This is a genomic window from Nocardia sp. JCM 38205 (assembly GCF_058222935.1).
The window spans coordinates 247,206-270,432 of sequence record NZ_JBYHFL010000001.1; the positions used below are offsets into that span (position 1 = coordinate 247,206).

The 23,227-nt window shown below is 70.6% G+C and carries 8 protein-coding genes; 1 reads left to right on the top strand and 7 read right to left on the bottom strand.

All coding sequences use genetic code 11. The features are described 5' to 3' along the window. Positions 1–11: 11 nt before the first annotated feature. A complete protein-coding gene (locus AC4HOU_RS01210) occupies positions 12–1,292 on the bottom strand; it encodes a cation:proton antiporter domain-containing protein (protein WP_490724006.1) in 1,281 nt (426 codons plus the stop codon). Positions 1,293–1,818: 526 nt separating this feature from the next. After that, a complete protein-coding gene (locus AC4HOU_RS01215) occupies positions 1,819–3,240 on the bottom strand; it encodes an MFS transporter (protein ID WP_490724007.1) in 1,422 nt (473 codons plus the stop codon). A 202-nt stretch (positions 3,241–3,442) separates the two neighbouring features. Here AC4HOU_RS01215 and AC4HOU_RS01220 point away from each other — a divergent pair, with 202 nt between their 5' ends. Continuing rightward, positions 3,443–4,153 (top strand): class I SAM-dependent methyltransferase, encoded by a 711-nt coding sequence (locus AC4HOU_RS01220; protein WP_163813160.1) that lies wholly within the window; start codon positions 3,443–3,445, stop codon positions 4,151–4,153. 32 nt (positions 4,154–4,185) lie between these two features. Here AC4HOU_RS01220 and AC4HOU_RS01225 read toward each other — a convergent pair whose 3' ends face one another. The 5 genes from AC4HOU_RS01225 to AC4HOU_RS01245 are packed head-to-tail and all read right to left on the bottom strand — an operon-like array spanning position 4,186 to position 23,216. Then, on the bottom strand, positions 4,186–5,454 hold the full coding sequence (locus tag AC4HOU_RS01225) for a cytochrome P450 (RefSeq protein ID WP_194989570.1): 1,269 nt from the start codon (positions 5,452–5,454) through the stop codon (positions 4,186–4,188). Continuing rightward, entirely contained in the window at positions 5,451–6,575 is a 1,125-nt protein-coding gene (locus AC4HOU_RS01230; protein ID WP_194989569.1) for a Gfo/Idh/MocA family oxidoreductase, read from the bottom strand. The genes AC4HOU_RS01225 and AC4HOU_RS01230 overlap by 4 nt, the downstream gene beginning before the upstream one ends. After that, positions 6,572–7,789 carry a saccharopine dehydrogenase NADP-binding domain-containing protein gene (locus tag AC4HOU_RS01235; RefSeq protein WP_324191388.1) on the bottom strand — a complete coding sequence of 406 codons (1,218 nt, stop codon included), beginning with the start codon at positions 7,787–7,789 and terminating at the stop codon, positions 6,572–6,574. The genes AC4HOU_RS01230 and AC4HOU_RS01235 overlap by 4 nt, the downstream gene beginning before the upstream one ends. Then, positions 7,786–13,260: a non-ribosomal peptide synthetase gene (locus AC4HOU_RS01240; RefSeq protein ID WP_280499298.1), complete on the bottom strand. Its 5,475-nt coding sequence runs from the start codon at positions 13,258–13,260 to the stop codon at positions 7,786–7,788. The genes AC4HOU_RS01235 and AC4HOU_RS01240 overlap by 4 nt, the downstream gene beginning before the upstream one ends. Next, positions 13,257–23,216, bottom strand: coding sequence for an amino acid adenylation domain-containing protein (locus tag AC4HOU_RS01245; protein WP_490724241.1), 9,960 nt, complete (start codon positions 23,214–23,216; stop codon positions 13,257–13,259). The genes AC4HOU_RS01240 and AC4HOU_RS01245 overlap by 4 nt, the downstream gene beginning before the upstream one ends. Between the last annotated feature and the right edge of the window lie 11 nt (positions 23,217–23,227).

The window sequence follows — 23,227 nt, forward strand, 5'->3', positions numbered from 1 at the left end:
CACGATGACGCTCACCGCCCGGCGGCTTCCTTCAGGTCGGGGTGGCCGCGGGCAGGTTCCGGCAGCTGTCGTGCCGGGTGGACCCGCGGCAGCAGTACGCCCGCCATCGCCGTCGTCACCAGTGCCATCACCACCATCAGCGAGTACAGCTCGGAGCCGATGACGCCGAGCTTCAAGCCGAGAGTCAGGGCGATCAGCTCGGTCAGCCCTCTGGTGTTGAGGAGGATCGCGAGTGTGCTCGCATCGCGCGGTGGCACCCGGTGCGCCCGGGCGCCGAGATAGGCACCGATTCCCTTGCCCCCGATGGCGACCAACAGGATGAGCAGCAGATCGGTGAGGGCGACGCCGGTCGGTGTCGAGAGGTCGACGGCGAGGCCGGCGATGGCGAAGAACACCGGCAACAGCAGGGCGGACACCCGCTCGATCAGCGGCAGCGCGCACGAGCGGAGCCGGCGTCCGGCCTCGCGCGGCATCACGACACCGAACAGGAAGGCGCCGAATATCAGATGCAGGCCCATCCACTCGGTCGCCGAAGCGCACAGCGCGAGGCCGAGGGCCAGCACCGCCGTGGCACCCGCCCTCGCCAGGATGGTGCGCATCGGCCGCTCGGCGCGCTCACGCCCGTCCGCCCACGCGCCCCACCGCGCCAGCAGCGGCCGCAGCACACCGAACAACACTGCGACGAACGGCACGATGAGCGCGATCCGCCACGGCTCCGTGTCGCCGCCCGCCACCATCGCCACCACGGCCAGCAGCGACCAGGCCACGACGTCGTCGACTGCCGCGACGGCCACGGCCAGCGCACCGACCCCGGTGTGCAGCATCCCACGGTCGGTGAGGATGCGTGCCAGCACCGGGAACGCGGTGACCGACATCGCCGCGCCGAGGAAAAGCACGAATGCGAGGCGGTTTTCGGTGTGATGCCGGTTCAGCAGGTGCAGCGCCAGCACGGCCCCGAGCCCGAACGGCAGCACGATCGAAGCGACGGCGACGCCCGAAGCAGTGCGCCCGCGCCCGCGCAGTAGCGAGCCGTCCAGCTCGAGCCCGACGAGGAACATGAACAGCACCACGCCGACGGTCGCCAGCGCCTGCAGGGACGGGCGGATGTCGGCGGGGAACACGGCATCGGTCAGCGCACCGCCGAGCAGGGTGGGTCCCAGCAGGATTCCCGCCACGATCTCACCGACCACCGGTGGCTGCCCGATCCATCGCGCCAAGCGACCGAAGAGCCGCGCGAGCACGACGATGATGGCGAGGCCGAGCACCAGGTGCCCCACCGTCTGCGCGGTCATCCTTCGTTCCTTCCCCCGTGGACCGGCATGATCGCAATGCGGCTGCCTCGCGCCGGCTCCGGGACGATCGAGCGACGGATGATCAGGCAATGACCTCGGCTACGCCGTCGCGGTGCGGGCCGGAAACCCTCCGGCCATTATCGGTAATGATAACCATATTCATCAGCGCGATGTGAGTCACCGGTGGGAAACCCGACAGCGGCGAGGTTCGAACATCCGGCTGCGCAACGTCTTCCAGCCCGCCCGGGCATACCCCTACCCGATCGCCGCCGGGCAGCCGGGCCGGCAGCACCGCGCAGGTGCGCCGAAGGCTCGGCCACCACGATCGGGGCGGCAGCGAAGTGTCACAGCAGCACCTCCGCGCCGAGCCCGTGCCGTGCCCGCACCGAACTTCACCACAGCGCCCTCGTCCGCGCCGCTGCCCGCCGCACCGACAGCGGGGCGAGCCACTCGGCAGGCACGGGCCAGGCCGGCGCGGAGAGCAGGTGCAGCTACTGCGCGGACGGCGAATACTCCGTGTCGCCGGTCATGACCGGACCTCCTGTACCGCGACGGCATTCTCCTTCGGCTCGGCGGCCGTCCGTGGGACGAGCAGGCCCGCGATCACCGTTCCGATGGCGATCAGCAGGCCACCGAGCAGGAACGCGACGGAGTAGCCGTCGCTCAGCCCGGCGGGCGAGCGGTCGTCACCCGCGACGGTGGCGGCCACCGTGGTGAGCACCGCCAGGCCGAGCGCGCCGCCGAGTTGGCGGGAGCTGTTCAGCAGGCCGGAGGCCATGCCGGCCTCCTCGGCGGACACACCGCGCATCGCGATGGTTCCCATGACCACGAAGCTGATACCGATGCCGACGCTGGCCACGATCGACGGGCCGAGGATGTCGGTGAGGAAGCTACCGCCCGGTCCACCCGCACCGAACCAGGCGATGCCGACCGCGCCGAGCAGGCCGCCCGTCACCAGGGCCGCTCGGTAGCCGAACCGGCCCACGATCGGCGCGACGAGGCGCATGCCGACCACGGCGCCGAGCGCGAACGGAACGAAGCAGACACCCGCGACGGCCGGCGAATACCGCAGCACCGACTGCATGTGCAGCGAGACGAAGTAGAACGCGGTCAGCTGACCCGCGGTGATCATGAAGCCGAAGATGTTCGCGCCCGCCACACTGCCGTGCGCGAGCAGACCGAGACGCATGAGCGGTTCGCGAACCCGCAGTTCCACCACGACGAACGCGGCCAGCAGCAGCGCCCCGGCGCCGAGCGTGCCGAGCGTGACCGCCGATGCCCAGCCGTGTTCGTCGGTGCGAACAACGCCGAAGATCAGCAGCAGCATGGCCGCGGTGACCAGTACGGCGCCGATGACGTCGAGCCGGGGCCGCTGCTGCTCCACCGCGCCGCCGATGCCCCGCACGGCGGTGCCCAGCGCGGCGAGCACGATCGGGACGTTGATCAACAGGACCCACCGCCAGTCGGCGAAATCGGTGAGCAGACCGCTGGCGACGACGCCGAGGGCGCCGCCGAGCATGGTCGCCGCCGCCCACAGGCCCACGGCCTTGGTTCGAGCGTGCCCCTCCTCGAACGTCACGGTGATCAGCGCCAGCGACAGCGGCGAGAGCGCGGCAGCGCCCAGACCTTGCACCGCACGCGCACCGATGAGCACCGATTCATGGGTGGCCAGACCACCGGCGAGGCTGGCCACACCGAACAACGCAAGCCCGGCGATCATCGTGCGGCGGCGGCCGATCACGTCGCCGAGCCGCCCGCCGAGCAGCAGGAAACCGCCGAAGACCACCGCGTAGGCGTTGACCACCCACTGCAGCATGGTGGCGGGGATGTCGAACTCGGCCTGGATGGCAGGCAACGCGACGTTCACCACCGACAGATCCAGCGACACCATGAACTGCACGATCACCACGGTCGCCAAGACGGCGGCCGGTTTGTTGACTTGCGACATCCGACTCTCCACCACGTGATTCGATTTTACGAACGCGTATTTTTTCTAGGTCAGCATAGCCTCGCCCTGGCTTGCGTGGGCGTGCTCCGTGGCAGCCACGAATCAGACGTCGTCGTGGTCATGGAGCGGCACCGGGTATCTAGATGCTAATGATAATCTTTTTCATTAGTGAGATTGCGCGACAACGAAACAGGAGATGCGCATGGACGACTACTACTCCCCCGTGGCCGAGTTCTACGACCTCGTTCCCCGCGCGCACGCGGAAGGCGAAGCGGCGCTGCGCAAGATCCTCGCGGAGGTCGATCCGGACGCGGGCACGGTGGTCGACATCGGAGCGGGGACGGGACGAACCTGCCGGGTGGTGGCCGAGGTGCTGCCGACCGCGAAAATCCTGGCGAGCGAACCCTCTCCGGCGATGCGCGCGGTGCTGACCCACGACGTGCTCGCCGACGAGGACCTGCGCCGCCGGGTCACCATCGTCCCGGAACCCGCGGAATCGGTGCGGCTGCCCGAGTCGATCGCGGCGCTGATCCTGTTCGGGGTGCTCGGCCACATCGGCGCCGAGGACCGCCGAGCGCTGTGGGATCGGGTGCTGCCCCGCCTGGCTCCGGGCGCGCCGGTACTGGTCGAACTGCTGCCGGTCGCGCGGCCCACCGTCCTGCCGTCGATGCCGTTGGGCCGCGAGCAGATCGGGGATCTGACCTATGCGGGCACCATCGAAGCCGAGCCGATCGGCGGCGATCTCATCCGGATGACCTCGACATGGCACGTCACCGGAGACGCGGCGCCGGCGCGGACGGTCCGCAATGTCAGCGAGTGGCACACCTTCGGTATCGAGGATCTGGCCGAGGAAACCGGACTGGCCGGCGAGCAGCTCACCGAGCAGGCGGGAGTGCTGCGCGTTCGACGCTGACCCGGAGCGGGCACCCGAGCGCGGGTGCCCGCTCATCGCCTCGCCGTGATGCGCACGGTGATTCCGTCCGCGGGGTACATACCGATCAGCCCTGCGGGACGGGCCTCGGTTGTCACCAGCTCCGCGTCGATACGTGCCGCGACGGCGGTGAAGGCGGCCTTGATCGCCATGGTGGCGAAGTTGGCGCCGATGCAGCGGTGCGGTCCGACCCCGAACGGCAGGAACTCGTGCGGCGCCGGACGGCGGTATCGCGCGGACCCGGGGTCCCACCTGCCGGGGTCGAACCGTTCCGGTTCCGGCCAGACCCCGGCCAGCCGGTGGGTGTGGAACGGGCTGAAGATCAGCAGGTCGCCCGGCACGAAATCGGTTCCGGCGAGGGTGAATCCGGTAGCGACCTTCCGGGAGATGACCGCCGTCGCGGGATACAGCCGCATCGCCTCCGAGACGAGGCGGTCGAGTTCGGCGGGGTCGAGCCCGGCGGTGGCCCGTGCCCAGAGCTCGCGGTCGCGCAGTGTGCAGTAGAGCAGCCAGGTCAGTTGCGCAGCGGTGGTCTCCGCGCCTGCTTCGAGGAGGCTGACCAGCTGGTCGGTGATCTCGTCGTCAGTGAGCCGGGAGCCCTCCACCCCGCGCAGCAGCACGCCGAGCACATCGTCGCCCGGTGTGTCACTGTCGCCGCGCCGCCGGATCTCGGCCACCACCCAGCGGTGCACCGAGGACCTGGCCAGCAGCGCCCGTCGCCAGACCCGTGAGCCGGACCCACGGTCCATGCTGCCGCCGACGACATCGGTGTCGATGGCACGGTGGATGTCGTGCAGCCAGTCGTCGAGCCCCTCGGATCGATCGACGGCGGCCGCGCCGAACAGGCTCTCCAGTGTTGCCGCGCGGGTGGCCCGGCGCAGCGGCGGGTGGATGTCGACGAGGTCGCCGGGCGCCCAGTCCGCCATCGCGGCCTCGAGGTGCCGAGTGACGGTTTCGAGGTGGCCGCTCACCCGGCGCGCGGTCAGGGCCGGGGTGACCAGTCGGCGCAGTCTGCGGTGCCGGTCGCCGTCGTTGACCAGGAGTGCGGACGGTCCGGTGAGCGGGGCCAGCGCGGTGAACGCCGCTTCCCAGCTGAACAGGTCGCTGTTGGCGAGGATGAAGGCGCTCGCCTCGGGGCCGAGGGCGAGGCGGAAACGCATCGGCCCCGCACCGAGTTCGGAGATGGCTCCGTTCTCCCGGTAGAGCCGGTCCATCGTGGTGAACGGGTCGGCCGAAAAGTCGTGCAGATCGGCCAGTTCGCGCGGTGATCCGGTCGTCGTCATGCGGAATCACCGGCGTGGCTGCGGTTCTCGGCGAGAAGCTCCGGCAGCGGCACCGGCACCGGGTCGGGCGGCCGGATCAGCTCCGGCGGGCCGAGTGCGGTGGTGAGCCGCTGCCACAGGGCGGTGACCGTCACGGCCCACTGGGCGGCGGCCGTGGACCGGCCCGGATCGGCGATATCGGCACGCAACTCCCCCAGCGCGAATCGGACGCTGCCGGGCCACACCTCGTCGAAGACGGCCCGGAAGGTCGGCGTCTCGGCCGGTCCCAGGATCTCGGTGCTGGGCACGTCGAGCCGTTCGGTACCGGGCCCGCCCATGATCAGCCGCCCGGTCGCGTCGCGGCCGGTGTGCAGGCGCGGGCTCCACAGCACCGGGCCGTGGGTGTCGGCGAGGGACAGGACGCCGCCCTCGAACGCGATCGCCAGGCGGTGCAGCAGTAGCGCGTGGTTGTCCGGGTCGCCGGGGTGGATCTGGTTCTGCACCCGCAGCGACACCGGGACACCGCCGATGACCGCGCGCACCGGGGTGTAGGGCGGGCGGGTACCGGCGAGTGCGGCGATGTCGGCCGGGAGGGGCGCCGGGTCGGCGATCGTCCACGGCCGGAGTCCACCGACGGCGCGGCCGATGATGTCGAGCAGCGAATACACCACCTGGCTGCCCGCCGCCGCGTCCACGTGCAGCGGCCGCCCCCGCTCGCGCAGGATCGCGGCTGCCGCAAGGAACAACCGCACCGGCGGCAGGTGCGGATAGAACGCGTTGAGCCGGTAGCGCACACCGTGTTCGCGGGCGGTCCGCAGGCAGGCGGTGAGTTCGTCGGGATGCAGCAGGTGCTCCTGTAGCACGTGGATGCCACGGCTCAGCAGGCGCTGCGCCAGCTCGGCGCCGTCACCGCCCGCGGCGCCGGCGCGCACCGCGACGCAGGCGATGTCGATATCGTCCGGTAGTTCGTCGACGCTGGTGAAGTGCGGCACCCCATAGTATTTCGCGTACCCCGCCGACGCCGCGCTGCCCCGGGAGACGACGCCGGCGAGCTCGACCTCCGGGTCGTCGTGGACCGCGCGCAGATAGACCCGCCCGAATGCGGTGCCGCACACGACGATTCTCGGTGTCGCATCGTTCACAGGCAGCCTGCCTCCATCGGCTCGTCGTGGGCATGACGGTGGGTGTGGAAGACCGGCAGCGCGCCGAGGGCGGTCACCGCGTCGAGCAGTCCCCGGGGGTCGAGCACGTCGTCGGCGTAGTGCAGGCCGGGGGCGACCGCGCCGGACAGCACGGCCCGCACCGTGTGCGCTGCCGTGGCCGCGGTGAGCTCGAAGCTGCTGTGGGTGCGCAGCACCGCGGTATCGGTGCGGTGTACCCGGTGCAGCGTGAACGCCATCAGGTAGAAGGGATCGAGTCCGGTCAGGTCGAGTTCCGCGGCTGCGGTGATCTCGGCGACGACCGCGGCCAGGGCCGCGGGGGTGGTCGAGACGCGGCCGCGCAGCCTGCTCAAGGTCAGCCGCAGCGCGTTGCCCACGAAGACGTTGTGCCAGTGCAATTCGGCCAGGCCGGTCGAGCGGGCCAGCCGTTCGGCGTCGGCGGTGAGGAACGGCATGGTGGTGACCCGGCCGGGGAACCCGGCGACCTCGACGTCCTCGCGGGCCGGCAGGGCATGGCGGGCGCGCCGACCAGCTATCCAGGCGGCGAGTGTTTCGCCGTACCAGTGACCGGCGCCGTCGGTGCCATCGGAGCTGTCCAGCGACAAGGCCAGATCGCCCGCCGAGGCCGGTGCGAAGGGCTCGATACCCCCCGCGTAGACGACCAGCCGGGCGTCGGTCAGGTCGGCGGCCAGCATCCGGGGCACGACGTTGGCCAGCCCGGGCAGCATGCCCGCGGAGAGCACCGCCGTCCGTTCGCCGTCCAGCAGCGGCGAACCCTCCAGCAACCGGTACGCCGGACCGTCGCCGGAGACGTCCACGTAGTCGCTGCCGGCCGCCAGCGCCACCCGCGCCACCCGATCCGCCAGCAGGTAGGAAGGGCCCGCGCAATTGAGCACCAGCCGTGTGCCCGCGCAGAAGCCGGCCAGCGAATCCGGGTCGTCCGCATCCACCGGCCGCCAGTCGACGCCAGGTGAATCACGGTGTCGCCGGGCCGAATCCACTCGGCGGGCACCGACCCGGACCGTGTCGACGCCGAGCCGGATGAGCATCCGCACCGCCGCCCGGCCCACCACACCGGTGCCGCCCAGCACCGCGACCGGTCCGTGTGGTTGGTCGGTCGGGGCCGGGCGCCGTCGGGTGGTGACGAGCGGCGTGGACTCGCCGTCGATGGGTGGGTGCCCCACGGAACCGGTCACGACGCGGTGCCCGCGGACGGAAGCGGCGTGGTGATCCGGGCGGCGAGCGCGGCCGCGTTGGCGGCCGACATGCTGGTCAGGTGGTCGCCCGGAATCTCCTCGATGACCAGCTCGCCGAGCCCCACCCGGGACCAGAACCGTTCCACCTCTTCCCGTGTGCCGAGCAGCGTCGCGGTGCCGCTGTTGCTCAGCACCCGCACCGCGCCGAAATACGGCTCGGCCCGGTGCGCGCCCATCGCGCGCAGGTTGTGCGCGAAGATCTCGAACTGTGCGCGGAACTGCGCGAACGGGGTCCCGTTCGCCCGGTAGGGCCCGGTGCCCGCCTCCGCCGCGGCGTGCAGCGCGGTGAGGCGCTCGGCGCGCGGGACGGACGCCAGCTTCCGGAATTCCGCCGCGGGCAGCGCCGGGTCACCGTTCAGCCCGGCGAGCGCACCGGCGGGAACCCGGTCCGGGGTGCGGTCCAGGATCCACCGCAGCGCGGCCGCGACCGCCGCGTCGTCGGCGGGGAAGCCGACCGTGGCCGGGTCGATGCCGATGGACTGGGCGAAGACGTACTCGGTCAGCAACTCGTCGTGGACGGCGGGCGGCTGGTAGGAGCCGATCACGGTGAGTTCGTCGACCGTCGCGCCCGCCTCGGTGAGGGTGCGGGCGATCTCGGCGGCGAGCAGGCCGCCGACCGAGTAGCCGATGATCCGGAAACGCCGGTCGTGGGTGAGCAATTCGGTCGCGTAGTCGGCGGCCTGTCTGCCGATCACCGTGTCGGCGGGCAGGTTCAGGTATTTCGCCGGGTCGGTGACCTCGAGCCCGAGCAGCGGCCCGGGATGCGCGGCACGCAGATGCGGTAGCAGCGCGTCGTAGGGCGACAGCGTGCCGGTCCCCCCGTGCACGAGCACCCAGGTACCGCTCGGGTGCCCGGGCTCACCGCCCAGGGAGCGCACCGCGGTCCGCTCGTGCGTCGGCGCCACGGGGTGCTGACCGCGGCGGCGGGCGGCGAGCGCGGCGACCGTGGGGTTGCGCAGGACATCGCGCAGCAGTTCCTGCCATTCGATATCGGCGACCTCGGGCACCCGATCGCGCAGCTTGCCGACCATCTGCGACAGCAGCAGCGAATCGCCGCCGAGGGTGTAGAAGTTCTGGTCGCGGCCGACCTTCGGGACGCCGAGCATCTCCTGCCACAACTGCGCGATCCGCTCCTCGATCTCGTCGGCGGGCGGAGTGTAGGACGGGTCCGCCGTCGCGGCCGGGGCGGCGGTGACGCGGGCGACCAGTGCCGCTCGGTCCAGCTTCCCGTTCGCCGAGCGCGGTAGCGCATCGAGCAGGTTCAGTTCGCCGGGCACCATGTGCTCGGGAACCAGGGTCGCGACGTGCTCGAGCAGCTGCTGTTCGGTGACGGTGCGGCGCTGCCCCTTGAACCTGGCGAGGAAGACACCCTGACCGGACGCGGCGAGGGGGGCGTCCTCGGCGGGCAGCACCCGCACATGCTCGGCCCCGGCCGCGTCGAGCTGGCGCAGCCACTGGTCGCGGGTGAAGAACGCCTGTCCGGTGCCCGCCCGGACGTCGGTGAACGCGGTGAGCTCACTGAAGAATTCGAATTCCATCGACACCAGCAGCGCGTAGTTGTGTCGGCGGGTGGGTTCCAGGAACACCAGCCAGCCGCCCGGGGCGAGCAGGTCCCGCAGCCGTGCGAGCACCTCGTCGGCGTTCACCGAGTTGTGCAGCACGTTCGCGCACAGGATGACATCGGCGGAGTTGGGGCGCAGCCCCTGCTCGAGCGCGTCGGCGTTGATGTCGAAACGCCCATAACGCATCCATGGGTACTGCGCGAACTTCGCGCGGGCCTCTCCGAGGAAGTACTCCGACAGATCGGTGAACAGGTAGTCCGGCTCGAACTCGGCCAGCGCGGGAATCAGGTCGGTGCTGGTGCCGGCGATACCGGCGCCGACCTCGAGCACCCGCAAGCGGTGCGGCAGCCGCGCGGCGATCTCGCGCACGGTGTCGATGACGACGCGGTGCGAGCTGCGCGCCACCAGGTTGGTGCGGTACACCGCGTGCGCCGCACCCGCCTTTCCGGCGGGGAAGAGCAGTTCGCGCACGTCGAGCTCGCCGCGCAGCAGGTCGTCGAGGCGGGAGCTGCAGGCCCGGATGTAGGAGAGGGTTTCGCTGCCGTATCCGACGATCGCCTCCAGTTCATCGATCCGCTGCCATGCCTCCTCGACCGCGCGCGGCCCGGCCGCGATCAGGTCGCGGTAGCGGCCGGTGTGCGGATCGTGTTCCACCGCGCCGCCGTCCGTGAGCGCGGCGAGCCACCGTTGCAGCAGGCCGTGCTGGCGGTCGGAAACGCCGGTGGCCGTGGCGATCTCGGTGATGTCGTGGGAGTGCTCGCGATCGGCGAACAGTCCCTTCGCGCGCAGTTCGGCGGCGATGGAGAGCATGGCCATCTCGTCGACGGCGTTCATCAACGCGACGAACGCTGCGCCGTCGATGTCGCGGTGGGCCGCCGCGGTGGCGTTCTCGGCGGCAGCGAGGACGTCGGCCGCGGCCTGGTCGCCGAGTCCCTGCTCGCCGTCGGTGGCGATCTCGGCGAAGCCGACCAGCCGCGCTGCCGGGCCTCGTCCGTCCACGAGCACCGCGGCGTCGGCGACGGCGGGGTGGCGGCGTAGCGCGGATTCGATCTCGCCCAGTTCGACCCGGTGACCACGGATCTTGACCTGGGTGTCCTCGCGGCCGAGGAACTCCAGCCGCCCGTCGGGGTGGAACCGGCCGAGATCTCCGGTGCGGTAGAGCCGGGCGCCGGTGCGCGGATGGCGGAGGAACCGTCGCGCGGTCAGCTCGTCGTCGCCCAGGTATCCCTCGGCCAATCCGCTGCCGCCGATGAAGATCTCGCCGGTCACGTGCTCGGGGCAGTCCTGCAGTGCGTCGTCGAGCACGTGCATGGTCTGGTTCCGCAACGGGGTGCCGTAGGGAATGCTGCGCCATCGGGGATCGATGTCCCGGATCGGGTGGTGCAGCGACCATATGGCGGCTTCCGTGGCGCCGCCGAGACCGATGACGTCGACCTCAGGGCAATGTGCGTGCATCCGGCCGGGCAGGTCAACGGGGATCCAGTCGCCGGAGAGCAGGACCAAGCGCAGCGACTCGGCGCGGGCTCCCGGGGTGCTCTCCAGCACGTCGAGCAGCATCTGCAGTTGGCCGGGCACGCTGTTCCACAGCGTTACCGCGTGCCGCTGCACCAGCTCCAGCCAGTGCGACCGGTCGCTCACCCGGTCCTGTTCGGGCAGCACGACGGCGCCGCCCGCGGCGAGCACGCCGAAGATGTCCCACACCGACAGGTCGAAGGCGAGACTCGCCACGCCGAGGACCCGGTCGGCTGGTGACACGGCGAAGCGTTCCTCGATGTCATCGAGGGTGTTCGCGGCGGCTCGATGACTGACGACAACGCCTTTCGGTTCGCCCGTGGAGCCGGAGGTGAAGATGACGTAGGCGGGCGCGTCGGGATCGCCCGCCACCTCGGGCACGGTGTCCACACCGGCCAGCAGGTCCACAGCGAGCGGCGCTGCGGCCGCGGGGACCTCGCCTGCGTCGCGCAGCCAGGACTGGGTGAGCACCACGGCGGCCCCGGCGCGGTCGATGATCCGTTCCCGCCGCGCCATGGGCTGGGTGATCGCGATCGGCACGTACGCCGCGCCGAGCACCGAGGTGGCGAGCACAGCGATGACCTGTTCCGGCCCCTTGTCCATCAGGACCGCCACCTGGTCGCCGGGCCGCACCCCGGCCTTCCGCAGCGCGGCGGCGGTGGCGGCGACACGTCGGCGCAGTTCGGCGAAGTCGAGGACGGTGTCCCGGTGGATCACCGCTGGGGCGTCCGGGTCGGCGTCTGCCCGCGCCAGGATCCGTTCGTGCAGCAGACGCGGCGCGTGCTCGGCGGCGGTGTCGTTGTAGGCGTCACGGCGGGCGCGTTGCGCGGGTGGCAGCGCGACCGGGTACGGCTCGGTCCAGGTGCCGGGATCCTCGGCGAGTCGGGTGAGCAGGTCGAGGAACGCCGCGAAGGCGTCGGCGGCGGTGTCGCCGGCCAGTACGCCGCGCCGCACGTCCCAGGCGATCATCAGGCCGTCGTCGTAGGGTGTGACCTGGCAGTCCAGCCAGACCTGGGGGGTGCGGGTGATGCCGCGCCGGATGCGGCCGCGCAGGGCACCCGCGTCGTCGGAGCCGAGGGTACTGGTGAAGACCACCGGCATGAGCACCGGACTGCCCGCGCGACGAGTGAGTTCGCTCAGCACCTCCACGCCGTCGAAGGACCGGTGGTCCAGATCGGCGAACAGCTGTGCGGTGATGGCGCGCGCCCGGCCGGCGAAGCTGTCCTGGGCGTCGAGATCGATGCCGAGCAGTTCGACCGAGGTGAAGTCGCCGAGTACCGCGCCGATGTCGGGGTGCGCCGGAAGCCGGTTGAAAATCGGCAGGTTGAGCGTGAACTTTCGCTTGCGGCTCCAGCGGCCGATGATGTCGGCGTAGGCGGCGAGCACGGCGCCGGACGGGGTGAGCCCGTGCGGTGCCGCCGCGCGGGTCAGCCCGGTCAGTACGGCGGCCGGGAGGTGGTGGTGCAACCGGTCGAAGCCGGGGTCGGTCTCGGCGTCGTCGTCGGTCCGGGTCGGCAGGTCCGGGGCGGCGGGCAGGGTGTCGATCCGCGCCTGCCAGTAGTCGCGGTCGCGCTGGTAGCGGGCACCGTTGCGCAGCTTCTGGACGCCGAGGACGTAGTCGCGGAAACCGATCGCGGGGGCGGGCCGGACCGCTGCGTCGGCGCCGTCGGCGTGCACGAGTTCGTCCAGCTCGGCCAGCAGCAGCCGCATGCTTGCGGCATCGACCACCAGCAGTTCCACCAGCAGGTGCAGGACACACCCGGTGTCGGTGCGGGTGAGCCGGGCCGCGAACAGTGGCCAGGTGCCGGGGGCGGCTGCGGGGCCGAGCAGTTCGTCGCGCTGACGGTCGAGCACGTCGTCGACGCCGGCAGCGTCGCCCCGGATGTCGGTCACCGGGATCGGGTAGTGCGGGACCGTCGCGGCGACCTGCTGGTAGCCGTCGGGGTGCACGGTGGCGCGCAGCATGTCGTGACGGCGCACGAGCGCGTTCCACGCCCGCTCCACGCGGTCCGGTTCCACAGCGTCGTAGTGGATTTCGAGATAGCTCGCGCAGGCGACGCCGCCGAACGGATAGGTGGGGTCGCGGCCGACGAGGTAGGCCTGCTGCACCGGGGTGAGCGGGAACGGTTCGTGCGCGGCGGCCGGATCGGCGGTGACGGTGAGCGTCGCCTGATCCTCGGCGAGGTAGGCGAGTACGGCGGGTTTGTGCGCTACCAGGTGCTCCCGGTCACCGGCGGTCAGCACCCCCTGCGGGGCGCGGAATCGCAGTTGGTCATCGTCTGCCCACAGGTGGACGCCGCGCTGTCGCAGGTCCGTTACCAGGTCGGGGATGTTCACAGAGCACCTTCTTCGATATCGAGCGCGTTGTGCGAGTGGTTGCCGGCAAGGCCGGCGATGGTGGGTGCGAGGAAGAAATCGCGGAGGGTCACCGGTAGGCCGAGTTCGCGGGCGAGGCGGCCGACGAGCCGGGTGGCCGACAGCGAGTCGCCGCCCGCGCCCAGGAAGCTCGTGTGCCGATCGGCCGGAGGCGTGCCGAGGATGTCGGTCCAGATGCCGGCGATCCGGGTCTCCAGCCCGTCGCGGACCGGCTCGCCCATCTCCGGAGTTGTCGTAATCGAACCGTTGTCGGTACGGAGGACCAATGCGGCGTGGTCGATCTTGCCGTTCCCGGTCAGCGGCGGATCTGGCAACGCGATCAACTCCGGCAGCCAGCCCGTGGGAATCCGCTCCGCGAAAAATCCCGAAAGAGACTGCGGCACAGCTGGTTCGACGAACGCCACCAAACGTGCGTGCGCGCGTTGGCCGATCGCGAGGACGAAGGATCGCCGCACCTCCGGATGGGCAGCAATCGCCTGCTCAATCTCACCGAGCTCGATCCGATGCCCACGAATCTTGACCTGACGATCAGCACGGCCCAGGAACTCCAGCAACCCATCCGAGCGATACCGCCCCAGATCCCCCGTCCGATACCACCGGGTACCCTCGGCGTCCTCGAAGAACGCCGCAGCCGTCAGATCGGGCCGGCCACGATAACCCCGCGCCACACCCGCACCACCGATCAGCAACTCCCCCGGCACCCAATCCGGGCGATCATCACCGTTCCCATCGACCGCCCGGAAACACTGATTGCGCAACGGAGTTCCGTACGGAATCGACGTCCACGCCGGATCGACCGAATCGACCTCGAAGACGTTCGACCAGATCGCCGCCTCGGTAGCTCCGCCCAGAGCGACGAATCGGCAGTGCGGTGCCCGGGCCGCGAGGCGGGCGGGAAGGTCGAGGCCGATCCAGTCGCCCGACAGCAGGGCGAGACGTAGTGATGGCAGTGCGGTGGCCTCGGTGTCGGCGACGGTGAGCAGCATGTCCAACATCGCCGGCACCGTGTTCCACACGGTCACCTCGTGCTCACGCACCAACCCCAACCAGCGGTCCGGATCGCGGCGGTCCTCGTCGGCCACGATCACCGCGCGCCCACCGGCCCCGAGGACACCGAACACGTCGAACACCGACAAATCGAAATCCACAGCCGCAACCGCAAGAACACAATCATGCGCGCCGAGACCGTACCGATCCTCCAGATCGGCAAGCGTATTCACCACCTGCCGATGCTCGACCTCCACGCCCTTCGGAACACCAGTCGAACCCGACGTGAAAATCACATAAGCCACATCACTCCCACCACCCCCATACAACGGCACAGGCTCACACGCGCCAGCATCCGCGATATTCAGCACCGGGACCGGAACAGCCCGGTCAGTGCTGATCACCCCCGAACCCGCGGCCTCCCCGCTGACAACCACCGAGCCCGCAAGCTCCGCGGACCGAGCAGTTGCGGCCGCCGCGTCCGGCGCACCAAGGGGCGCCAGGTCAGTGGGATTCGCGCTGCCCGCGCCCACTCCTGGCGCCTCAGCGCCGTCTGGGGCCACCACGCCCTGCGCGCCACGAGGCCCCGAAGCAGTGAAGCGGCGGGTGTCGTCGGTCAGCACCGCCGCCACCCCGGCCTGGGCCAGGATCGCGGCCCGCCGCTGCACCGGCTGATCCACCGCGATCGGCACATACGCAGCCCCAGCGGCGAGCACCCCGTACAGAGCGGCCACCAGCGCGGAACCCTTTGCCGCGCACACTGCCACGGCGTCGCCCGGCCGGACTCCATGCTCGGCGAGCAGGGCGGCGATGCGGCGGCTGTGCTCGGCGAGCGCACCGAACGACACGGCCACCTCGCCGTCGATGAGCGCCGTTCTGGCGGGATCGGTGGCGGCGACCTCGAACATGGCCGTGTGCAGCAGCCGATCCGCCGGAACGGCGGCCGGTGGCCGGGTGTCGTTGACGCGGTCACGGATCGCGCGCTGCCGTTCGGGCAGCACCGGTTTCAGCGGTCGCTCCCAGTCGAGTTCGCCCAATCGCAGCAGCAGGCGGTGGTAGGCGTCGAACATGTCGTCGACCAAGCCCTCGGGGAACAACTCGTCCACCGAATCCCAGCTCAGCACGAGCCCGTCCGGCAGCTCGATCACCTGGTGATCCAGCCACACCTGCGGTGTCTGGGTGCGCGTGAAGTCGGGCCAGCGCACCGAGCGCGCCAGCTCGTCGTCCACGCCGAGCATGGAGGTGAACACCACCGGTACCGGTTCGGCCGGTGTCGCGCTGTCGCGGGCGAGTTCGCGCAGGACACGGATCGCCGACACCTGTTGGTGGTCGAGGTCGCTCCACAGTTGTTCCTGCAATCGCCGCGCTCGCTGCGCCCAACTCTCGCCTGCGGCCGGGCGGTCGGCGACGAGCAGCAGGGAGCTGAAATCACCGACGATGCGCATGATGTCGGGGTGCGCGTCCTTGCGGTCGAAACGCGTCAGCGTCACCGACAGTTCACGTTCGGCACTCCACTGCCCGAGAATCCACGTGTAGCACGCCAGCAACACCACGCTCGGTGTCACGCCGAGATCCCGCGCCCGCCCCACGATCCGCGCCCAGACCTCCGGTGCGAGCTGCACTTCCCGGCGAGTGAACCGTGGACGCTCGATCATCGCAGGCGACAACCGCACGGGCAGCTGCGGACCCGGCGGCAAGTCCGGTAACCGCTCCCGCCAATACGCCAGCCCCGCAGCGACTTCCGCCTCCGTCGGCGCGGACCCGAGGACATAGTCCCGGAATCCGAGCGCCAGGGGCTCGGGTTCGAATGCTGGATCGCGGTACCACTGGGTCCAGTCGGCGATCACCACCAGCGCACTGAGTCCGTCGACGACCAGGCTGTCGAAGACGACACACACGCGCGCCCGATCGCCCTCGCGCAGCACTCGGATGTCGAAGAGCGGTCCCGCCGCGGCGTCGAGAGCACCGCCGGTCATGTCCTCGCGCAGCGCGGCCGCGGCCGTGTCGAAGTCACCTCCGGCCGCTTCGACGTCGCCGGGCGTGACGACCGGGATCCGGTGGACGGACGCGTCGGGCAGGATCCGCTGCCGGCCGTCGGCGTCGATGACCGCCCGCAACATGGGGTGGCGCAGGATGACCCGGTTCCACGCCTGTTCCAAGCGTTCGGGGTCGAGGCCGGGCCAGTCGTACTCGAAGTACAGTTGCGCGCCGATCCCACCGAGGTCGAAGTCGGCCGAGCGGCCCAACCAGTACGCGACCTGAATGTCGGTGAGCGGGAACGAGTCGAAGCGGTGCGCCGGGTCGGCGGATGGCGTGCGGGTGTTCCTCGACTGAGCTTCGCCGGTGCCGGAGCGGGCGAGTGCGGAGACGGTCGGGGCGAGGAAGAACTCGCGCAACCGCACAGTGATGCCGAGTTCGCGGGCGAGGCGGCCGACGAGCCGGGTGGCCGACAGCGAATCTCCACCGGCGGCGAAGAAGTTGGTGGTGCGGTGCGGGATGTCGCCGCCGAGCACGTCGCACCAGATCTGGCCGATCCGGGCCTCCAGGCCTGGTCGGAGGGCCTCGTCGTGCCCGGCGTCGGACGTGGTGGAGACGTCGGCCGCCATCCGGCTCAGTGCGGCGTGGTCGATCTTGCCGTTGCCGGTCAGCGGCGGATCTGGCAACGCGATCAGCTCCGGCAGCCAGCCCGTGGGAATCCGCTCCGCGAGAAATCCCGAAAGAGACTGCGGCACAGTTGGTTCGACGAACGCCACCAAACGTGCGTGCGTACGTTCGCCGATCGCGAGGACGAAGGATCGCCGCACCTCCGGATGGGCAGCAATCGCCTGCTCAATCTCACCGAGCTCGATCCGATGCCCACGAATCTTGACCTGACGATCAGCACGGCCCAGGAACTCCAGCAACCCATCCGAGCGATACCGCCCCAGATCCCCCGTCCGATACCACCGGGTACCCTCGGCGTCCTCGAAGAACGCCGCAGCCGTCAGATCGGGCCGGCCACGATAACCCCGCGCCACACCCGCACCACCGATCAGCAACTCCCCCGGCACCCAATCCGGGCGATCATCACCGTTCCCATCGACCACCCGGAAACACTGATTGCGCAACGGAGTTCCGTACGGAATCGACGTCCACGCCGGATCGACCGAATCGACCTCGAAGACGTTCGACCAGATCGCCGCCTCCGTCGCCCCGCCGAGCGCCACCAGCCGACATCGCTGGGACAGCGACGAGAGCCGATCGAGCAAATCGAGCCCCACCCAGTCGCCGGACACCAGCGCCAGCCGCAACGACGACGCCGGCCCCGACCCGGATTCGGCGACGGTGAGCAGCATGTCCAACATCGCCGGCACCGTGTTCCACACGGTCACCTCGTGCTCACGCACCAACCCCAACCAGCGATCCGGATCACGGCGATCCTCATCGGCCACGATCACCGCACGCCCACCGGCCCCGAGGACACCGAACACGTCGAACACCGACAAATCGAAATCCACAGCCGCAACCGCAAGAACACAATCATGCGCGCCGAGACCGTACCGATCCTCCAGATCGGCAAGCGTATTCACCACCTGCCGATGCTCGACCTCCACACCCTTCGGAACACCAGTCGAACCCGACGTGAAAATCACATAAGCCACATCACTCCCACCACCCCCATACAACGGCACAGGCTCACACGCGCCAGCATCCGCAATGTCCACCACCGGGACCGAGACCGCCTGGTCGGTGCTGATCACCCCCGCGTTCACGGCTTGCGAGCCGGCCACACCCGCGCTGCGCACACCGAAACGCGCGGTGTCCGCAACCACAGCGGCCGCCACGTCCTGCGCACCAACCGAATCGGTGAAGCGCCCGGCGTCGTCGGTCAGCACCGCCGCCACCCCGGCCTGGGCCAGGATCGCGGCCCGGCGCTGCACCGGCTGATCCACCGCGATCGGCACATACGCAGCACCAGCGGCGAGCACCCCGTACAGGGCAGCCACCAGCGCGAAGCCCCTGGCCGCACACACCGCGACAGCGTCACCCGGCCGCACACCGCGATGCGCGAGCAACGCCGCGATGCGGCGGCTCTCGTCGGCGAGTTCGCCGAAGGAGACGGTGGCCCGGCCGTCCACGAGCGCGATCCGGTCGGGGTCGGCGGCGGCTACTTCGAACATCGCCGTGTGCAGCAGCCGACCGGCCGGAACAGCTGCGGCCGTGTCGTTGACCCGATCGCGCACGGCGCGCTGGCCGGGCGGCAGCACCAGTTCGAGCGGGCTCTCCCACTCCAGGTCCGCCAATTCGAGTAGCAGCCGGTGGTAGGCGTCGAACATGTCGTCGACCAGGCCCTCGGGGAACAACTCGTCCACCGAATCCCAGCTCAGCACGAGCCCGTCCGGCAGCTCGATCACCTGATGGTCCAGCCACACCTGCGGTGTCTGCGTGCGCATGACATCGGGCCAGCGCACCGACCGCGCCAGGTCGTCGTCCACACCGAGCATCGAGGTGAACACCACCGGTACCGGCTCGGCGGCGAGTTCGCTCTCCCGTCCCAGTTCGCGCAGTACCCGCACCGCCGACACCTGCTGGTGGTCGAGATCGCTCCACAGTTGTTGTTGCAGGCGCCGGAGACGTGCCGCCCAGCTCTCCGCTGGGCCGGGGCGGTCCGCGACCAGCAGTAGTGAGCTGAAATCACCGACGACTCGCATGATGTCGGGGTGCACGTCCTTGCGGTCGAAACGCGTGAGCGTCACCGACAGTTCACGTTCGGCACTCCACTGCCCGAGAATCCAGGTGTAGCCCGCCAGCAACACCACGCTCGGTGTCACACCCAGGCTTCGCGCGTGCGCCGCGAGCCGCGTCCAGACCTCCCGGTCGAGCCGGACCTCCCGACGGGTGAACCGGGGACGCCCGATCATGGCGGGCAGCACCCGCATCGGCAGTTGCGGGCCCGGTGGCAATTCCGGCAAACGCTCCCGCCAATACCGCAGCGCTGCGCTGATTTCTGCTTCCGATGGCGCACAGCCGAGCACATAGTCGCGGAACTCGAGCTCGGGTACCGGCAGTTCGAGGTCGGGTTCCGCATAGAGCCGCGTCCACTCCGACAGCAGCACCAGCACGCTCAACCCGTCGGCGACCAGCGTGTCGAACGCGGCGCAGACGGTGACACTGGTGCCGTCGCGCACCACACGGATGTCGAAGAGAGGCCAGCTCGCGGCGTCGAGCAGAGTGCGCGAGACCGCCTCCCTGACGGCGGTGACGTCCCCGTCGATCACCGGAATGCGGTAGGCGGGCACCGATTCGAGTACCCGCTGGGTGCCGTCCGCCTCGATCACCGCACGCAGCATCGGATGCCTGTCGACCACGCGGTTCCAGGCCGCGGCCAGGCGAGCCGGATCGACGTCGGGCCAGTCGTATTCGAGGTAGAGATGGGCGCCGATACCGCCGAGGTCGAACTCGCCGGAACGGCCGAGCCAGTAGGCGACCTGGATATCGGTGAGTGGGAAGGGGTGGTGCCTGCGTTCGGGGTCGGCCACGATCTCCACGGGCCGGTGCGCCGGTGCCCGAGTAAGGGTGGCGGCGAATCCGGCGAGGGTCGGGGTGGCGAACAGGTGCGCCAGGGTGGCACCCGCCACGCCCTCGGCGTGCAGCCGGCGGACCAGCCGGGTCGCGAGCAGGCTGTCACCGCCGAGCGCGAAGAAGTCGTCATCGCGCCGGATGCCGGCGACGTCGAGCACCGCCGCCCATGCGGCGGCGACGGTCTGTTCCATGCCCTCGCGTGGCGCGCCGCCCTCGACCGAGTCCCGGCTCGCCGCGGCGGCAAGGGCGGCGTGGACCGCCGCACGGTCGATCTTTCCGTTGCGGGTGACCGGGAGTTCCCCGTCGCGGGCGAACCGCCGCGGCACCATGTAGCCGGGCACCCGAGCGCCGAGCCAGTCCCGCAGCGCGTCGTCGGTGAGTTCGTCATCGGCGACGACCAGTGCCCCGAGCGAGCGCGCGGGGTGCTCGAGCACCGTGGCGACCGCCGCGGTGACTGCCGGGTGGTCGGCCAGGATCGCTTCGATCTCCCCCAGCTCGATGCGGTGGCCACGGATCTTCACCTGGTGGTCGGTGCGGCCGAGGAATTCCAGCAGGCCATCCGGCCGGTACCGCACCAGGTCACCGGTCCGGTACCAGCGCACCCCGGCGCGCTCGACGAACTTCTCCGCGGTGCGCTCGGGATCACCGCGATAACCCTGTGCCAGCCCCGAACCGGTGACCCACAGTTCGCCGGGCGCCCAATCCGGACAGTCCCGGCCGCGACCATCGACCACGCGGCAGCCGACGTGCGGCAGCGGCTGCCCGTACGGCACGCACGACCAGTCGGGATCGACCGCATCGACGTCGCACACGGTGGCGTGGATGGCGGCCTCGGTCATTCCGCCGAGCCCGGCGAACCGGCAACCGGGCACCAGCGCGCGCAGCCGATCGGGCAGGTCCACCGTCACCCGGTCGCCGCCGAGCATGACCACCCGCAGCGCGGTACCGAGCCCGGATCCCGCGGCCGCGGTCAGCAGCATGTCCAGGAGCGCCGGAACCGCGCTGATCACGGTGACGTCCCAGCGCCGGATCAGCTCGGCCCAGGCGACGGCGTCCCGCCGACTCGCCTCGTCCACCACGACCACCGAGCCGCCGAACGCCAGGAAGGCGAACATGTCGTACGCGGAGAGGTCGAAATCCAATGCCGACAACGCGATCGTGCGGTCGTCCGCGCCGATCCCGAACCGGGCGTTGACCGCGTCGACGGTGGCCGCGACCGCCCGATGCGGCACCTCGACGCCCTTCGGGGTCCCCGTCGAGCCCGAGGTGAAGATGACATACATCGTGTCCTCGGCGTCCACCTCCGCGATCCGCTCCGCCGGGGCCACCATGCGGGCCTGCTCCAGGAGGACCGCCTCGATGTCCTCCGGCCATCCCGCGGCCACGGTCGCGCGATCGGTGAGAACCAGCCGCGTGCCCGCGGTGCGGTAGACCCGTTCGCGCCGGGCAGGCGGCAGGTCGATACCGGACGGCACATAGGTCGCGCCCGCTGCCAGCACACCGAGGACGGCGACGATCTGCTCGATCCCCTTGGGCAGGGTGATACCGACGCTGTCACCGCGTCCGATCCCCTTGGACCGCAGTAGTGCCGCCACCCGCCGGGCCCGTTCGGAGAGCGCGCCGTAGGAGACCGTCGCGTCGTCGGCGAGCAGCCCGGGCCGCTGCGGCTCAGCGGCGGCCAAGGCGAAGAACCGCTGATGCAGCGGTACGCCGGGTTCCCGTGTGACCGGGAGGGATTCGCGCGGGGTCGCCGGCCACGGAGCGGGCCGGTGCCACGCGTTCTCGTCGTCCAGGAGCAGCTCGACGAATCGGGTGTAGGCATCGAACATGGCGTCCAGCAGACCGGGCGGGAACAGCGATACCCGGGCGTCCCAGTTGAGCAGGATGCCGCCGTCGAACTCGGTCACCTGCGCGTCCAGCCACACCTGCGGGCCCTGCGAGATCGTCCAGACCGGCTCACCCACACAGGCCCGTACCTCGGGCGCGTACAACTCGCCGAGGCTCAGCGCACTGGTGTAGACCACCGGTGCGTAGACGCGGTCGCCGCTGCGGCCGAGGTCGCGCAGCACCTCGACACCGGTGTAGGCGGTGTACCCCAGCACCTCGCGCAGTCGGCGGGTGATCGCGCCGGCCCGCTCGGTGACCGTCATCGGATCGGTCAGATCCACATCGAGCAGTACCGAACTGGAGAAATCGCCGACCAGTCGGTCCACGTCGTCGTGCATCGGCTCCCGATCGAAGACCGGCAGGTTCAGCAGGAACCGGTCGGCGCTACTCCAGGCGCCGATGGTCTCCGCGAAGACGGTCGCGAGCACACCAGCGGTGGTGAGCCCGGCCCGCTGCGCCCGCTCCCGCAACAGATCCGCGCGCTCCGGGGCGAGCCAGTGGTGCCGCCGGTCGACCCGCGGCCCGCCGCCCGCCTCCGCGGTGAGCAGCGGAAGCTGCGGCGCGGCAGGCAATTCCGGCAGCTGCGTCTGCCACCACCGCCGTGCCTGCTCCCGCGCGGTAGCCCGGGCGATCGCACGGTCGGCGAGGTACCGGCCGTAGTGGTATCTCAACGGGGGCAGCGCTTGCGGGCCGTGCTCGTAGGCGGTGGCCAGGTCCGCGAGCAGGTTCCGCAAACTCAGTGCGTCACCCGCGATCATGTCCAGGTCGAGATGCACACGGCTCACGCCGCCGGGCAGCAGTGAGACCCGCACGTCGATGACTTCGCCTGCCGCCACGTCCATGGCCCGGTGCGAAAGGCTGTCCCGGATATCGGCAAGACGCGCAGCGCGCTCCCGCTCCGGCAACGTCCGCAGGTCCTCGACCACCAATCCCGCCGGGTGAGGGTCGACCACCCGTTGCATACCGGTGGGGTCGACAGCCACCCGCAGCATCGGGTGCCGGACCAGCAGGGCGCGCACAGCGTCCTCGAGCCGCTGCGCGTCGAGCCCTCCCGCATGGTCGAACTCGCAGTAGAAGTGCGCGGCGACCCCGCCGAGCTCGTGCGTTCCCTCGCGGCCGATCCAGAAGGCGTGCTGCATCACTGCCAGTGGAAAGGGCTCGGTGAGATCGACCGCGGCAGGTTCCGCGACGGGCGGGGCGGCGCCGGGTTGCCGCGCACGTACCAGCTCCGACCAGGCCCGCAGCGTGGGTTCGCGCACGAGATCGCGGAACTCCACCCGCGTGCCCGCACGGCGCAGCTGCCCGGAGATCCGCATGACGGTCACCGAGTCCAGGCCCAGCTCCAGCAGATTCGCGTCGTCGGCGAGTTCGTCGGTGGCCAGCCCGGTCAGCTCGGCGACAACGCGGCGCAGGCCGCCGGCTTCCTCGCTCCCGGCCGTCGAGCGAGTGGGGGCGGGGAACACACCGAGCTTATGCTGCATCACGATCCTAA

Excerpts from the sequence above, each read along its gene's own strand:
- AC4HOU_RS01210 (WP_490724006.1), bottom strand. The coding sequence starts at position 1,292 with ATGACCGCGCAGACGGTGGGGCACCTGGTGCTCGGCCTCGCCATCATC.
- AC4HOU_RS01225 (WP_194989570.1), bottom strand. The coding sequence starts at position 5,454 with ATGACGACGACCGGATCACCGCGCGAACTGGCCGATCTGCACGACTTT.
- AC4HOU_RS01220 (WP_163813160.1), top strand. The coding sequence starts at position 3,443 with ATGGACGACTACTACTCCCCCGTGGCCGAGTTCTACGACCTCGTTCCC.
- AC4HOU_RS01245 (WP_490724241.1), bottom strand. The coding sequence starts at position 23,216 with ATGCAGCATAAGCTCGGTGTGTTCCCCGCCCCCACTCGCTCGACGGCC.
- AC4HOU_RS01215 (WP_490724007.1), bottom strand. The coding sequence starts at position 3,240 with ATGTCGCAAGTCAACAAACCGGCCGCCGTCTTGGCGACCGTGGTGATC.